3 protein-coding genes are annotated in these 3,335 nt (G+C 74.3%); 2 read left to right on the top strand and 1 reads right to left on the bottom strand.

Going from position 1 to position 3,335, the window contains the following annotated elements; all coding sequences use genetic code 11:
* The first annotated feature begins 211 nt into the window (after positions 1-211).
* On the top strand, positions 212-1,114 hold the full coding sequence (locus E9998_RS23100) for an alpha/beta hydrolase (protein ID WP_204745613.1): 903 nt from the start codon (positions 212-214) through the stop codon (positions 1,112-1,114).
* Here E9998_RS23100 and E9998_RS23095 read toward each other — a convergent pair.
* Positions 1,111-2,727: an acyl-CoA dehydrogenase family protein gene (locus tag E9998_RS23095; RefSeq protein ID WP_136532069.1), complete on the bottom strand. Its 1,617-nt coding sequence runs from the start codon at positions 2,725-2,727 to the stop codon at positions 1,111-1,113. The two genes, E9998_RS23100 and E9998_RS23095, sit on opposite strands and share 4 nt — an antisense overlap.
* A gap of 141 nt (positions 2,728-2,868) precedes the next feature.
* On the opposite strand from E9998_RS23095, the gene E9998_RS23090 reads away from it, so the two are divergent.
* Positions 2,869-3,174 carry a GNAT family N-acetyltransferase gene (locus tag E9998_RS23090; RefSeq protein WP_136532068.1) on the top strand — a complete coding sequence of 102 codons (306 nt, stop codon included), beginning with the start codon at positions 2,869-2,871 and terminating at the stop codon, positions 3,172-3,174.
* Positions 3,175-3,335: the final 161 nt, after the last annotated feature.

Genomic DNA, 3,335 nt, shown 5'->3' with positions numbered 1-3,335 from the left:
TGAGCGCCTGAGCGCCTGAGCGCCTGAGCGCCTGAGCGCCTTCCCCGGTCGCCGTCCTCCGTGGTGCCGGACGCGGCACCGGCGCCCGGTCCGGCCACGCGACCGCGGCGAAAACTGGAAGGCGGTTTCAGGCCCCGGATCGCGATCGGGTGGAATGGGTCCACACCCGCGGACGGGCGAGCGCCCGCCCGCGTCATCGAAGGAGGCGGCGTTGCCGGTCGACCAGTACTTCACCGAGCTGTTCCGCGGCATGGACGCCGCCGAAGGGACCGAGGCCGCCGAGGCCTTCGTCCGCGCCCACCAGGGCGACCCCGCCGACTGGGACACGACCGGGATCGCGATCGAGGACACCGCGATCGAAGGACCGCACGGCCCGATCCCCGTCCGCGTCTACCGCCCCGACGGTGACGCGGCCGGGGCGCTCCTGTGGGCCCACGGCGGCGGCTTCCTCGCCGGTGACGTCGACATGTACGAGGGCCACGTGGTGAGCGTCGAACTCGCCCGCCGCGCCCGCGTCGCGGTCGCCTCCGTGAACTACCGCCTCGCCGTCGACGGCGTCCGGTACCCCGTGCCGATCGACGACGTCGAGGCCGCCTGGCGCTGGTGGCGCGAGGCCACCCCCGCGAACCTCCCGGCCGCGATCGGCGGCGCCAGCGCGGGCGCCGCGCTCGCGATGGCCGCGGCCCTGCGCGTGCGCGACGCCGGGACCCGCGCGCCCGACGCGCTCCTGCTCGCCTACCCGTTCGCGCACTACCCGAACCCGGCGCTGACCCCCGAGCAGGAGGCCGCGATGGCGGCCGTGCCGTTCCGGTTCAGCCCCTTGGACGTCGAGGGCATGGTCCGCAATTACACCGGCCGCATCTCCGACGTGCCCACCGACGCGCTCCCGGGCGCCGCGCGCCTGGACGGCCTGCCGCGCACGGCGATCCTCGCCTCCGAGTACGACGACCTGCGCGCCTCCGCCGATCTCTTGGAGCGCCAGCTGAACGAGGTCGGCGTCCCGGTCGAGTCCTATCTGGCCGCGGGCATGACGCACGGGCACCTCAACCACTCGCCGCGCGTCGGCGAGGTCTCGGCCTCCCTCGACTTCTTCGCGAAAGCCTTGGGCGCCTAAGCTTCCGGCAGGTGCCTGGCGACGATCGCGGCGGCCCCCGCCACGGGGACGGCGCCGTAGCCCAGGCCCCGGTCGGGGCCGAGCCTCGTGGCGCAGAACGCGTCGGCGACCTCGTGCGGCGCGTGCCGCACGAGGAGCGAGGCTTGCAGCGCGAGCCCGAGGTCCTCGGTGAGGCGCCGCGCCCCGGCCTGGTCGACGCCTCCGAGCCTGCTTTCGAGGCCCTTCACATGCCCGGCGAGGCGCGCGTCCGCTCCCGCCGCGGGCCTGACCTCCGCGAGGAACGCCTCGGCGGCCTCGGGCGCGGTCGACAGCGCCCGGAGCACGTCGAGGCAGATGACGTTCCCCGAACCCTCCCATATCGACAGCAAGGGCTGCTCGCGGTAGCGGCGCGCCAGTGGTGCCTCCTCGACGTACCCGTTGCCGCCCAGGCATTCGAGGGCCTCGGCGGCGTGCGCGGGCCCGCGCTTGCACACCCAGTACTTCGCGACCGCGGTCGCCAGGCGCCGGAACGGGGCGTCGGCCGGGTCGTCGTAGGCCGCCGCGAGGCGCATCATCGTGGCGGTCGCCGCCTCCGACTCCACGCACAGGTCGGCGAGGACCTGCGTCATGAGCGGCTGGTCGGCCAGGCGGGCGCCGAAGGCACTGCGGTGCGCGGCGTGCCAGGCGGCCTCGGCGACGCTCTGGCGCATCCCTCCGGCGGTCGCCACGACGCAGTCAAGGCGGGTGTGGTTGACCATCTCGATGATGGTCGCCACCCCGCGCCCCTCCTCGCCCACGCGGTGGGACACGGCGTCGTGCAGCTCGATCTCGGCCGAGGCGTTCGAGCGGTTCCCGAGCTTGTCCTTCAAGCGCTGCAACCGGATCGCATTGCGCGTCCCGTCAGGCAGGACGCGCGGCAGCAGGAAGCAGGTGAGGCCGCCGGGCGCCTGCGCGAGGACCAGGAACGCGTCGTTCATCGGCGCCGAGCAGAACCACTTGTGGCCGCGCAGCACGTAGTGGCCCTCAGCGGTGGGCGTCGCCGCCGTGGTGTTGGCGCGGACGTCGGACCCGCCCTGCTTCTCGGTCATCGCCATGCCGATCAGCACGCCCGCCTTCTCGCGCGGCGGGCGCAGCCCCGGGTCGTAGGCCGAGGCGGTCACGCGCGGCTCCCATTCGGCCGCGACCTTCGGCTCCTTGCGCAGCGCCGGGACGGCCGCGTACGTCATCGACACCGGGCAGCAGTGCCCCGGCTCGGTCTGCGCGAGCATCGACAGCAGCGCCGCCCGCGCCGCATGGGCGCCCGGTCCCGGTGCTGCCCAGGGCATCGCGTGCGCGCCGTGCTCGACGGCCAGGCGCATGAACCGGTGCCAGGACGGGTGGAACTCGACCTCGTCGATCCGGTTCCCGTACCGGTCGTGGGTCCGCAGGACCGGCGGGTACCGGTGCGCCTCGTCGGCCCAGACGGCCGCCTCGGCGCTGCCCAGGACCGCCCCGAGGACGCGCGCCCGCTCGGCGACGGCCCCCGCGCCGGCACGCTCGACCGCCTCCCGCAGCGGCGCGTTCGCCTCGTAGAGGTTCCCGACCAGAGGCGGCGCCTGGTTGGTCACGGTGTGGGTCTCGACCGGTCCGGTCATCGCACGCTCCCTGCCTCGACGGATCCCACATCGTAGTACCGCTCTCCTCCGCGCCCGTGCGCCGGTTCACGACCGCGCGCCTCCCCGAGTCGATACCGTGGGTCGCGGGGCCGCACCCGGCCCCTGGAGAGGGAGCAGCGCATGTCGATCGAAGTCACCGACGCACCGGACCGCAGCCGCTACGAGGCCCACGAAGGAGACGTGCTCCTCGGTTTCGCCGAGTACACCCGCGATGGAGGCCGCATCACCTTCACCCACACCGTGGTCGAGGACGTCGCGAAAGGACGCGGCGTCGCCTCCGCGATCGCGCGGTCCTCACTGGACGAGGCGAGGGCCGCCGGCCTGCGGGTGCGCCCCCTCTGCCCCTTCTACGCCAGGTGGATCGAAAATCACCCCGACTACGCCGACCTAGTCGACCCAGAAGACCGCCCAGCCTGGCCCCTCTGACCAGAAGCGGCGGCCCCCGAGCCCGGGCCGAGGCGGAGCCCCCTGTGCCGCACCGGGTCCGAAGCGGCGCGCGCTCGGCCACACCAGGGCCCGAACCGATGGCGATCCCGCAACGGGCCCGGACCGGCGCGTTTCCGTCATACCGCGCCTGAACCGGCGTA

This window comes from Glycomyces paridis, assembly GCF_004912155.1.
GTDB lineage: Bacteria > Actinomycetota > Actinomycetes > Mycobacteriales > Micromonosporaceae > Glycomyces > Glycomyces paridis.
The sequence above is the reverse complement of the archived record's forward strand: the minus strand, read 5'-3'. Positions and strand labels throughout refer to the sequence as shown.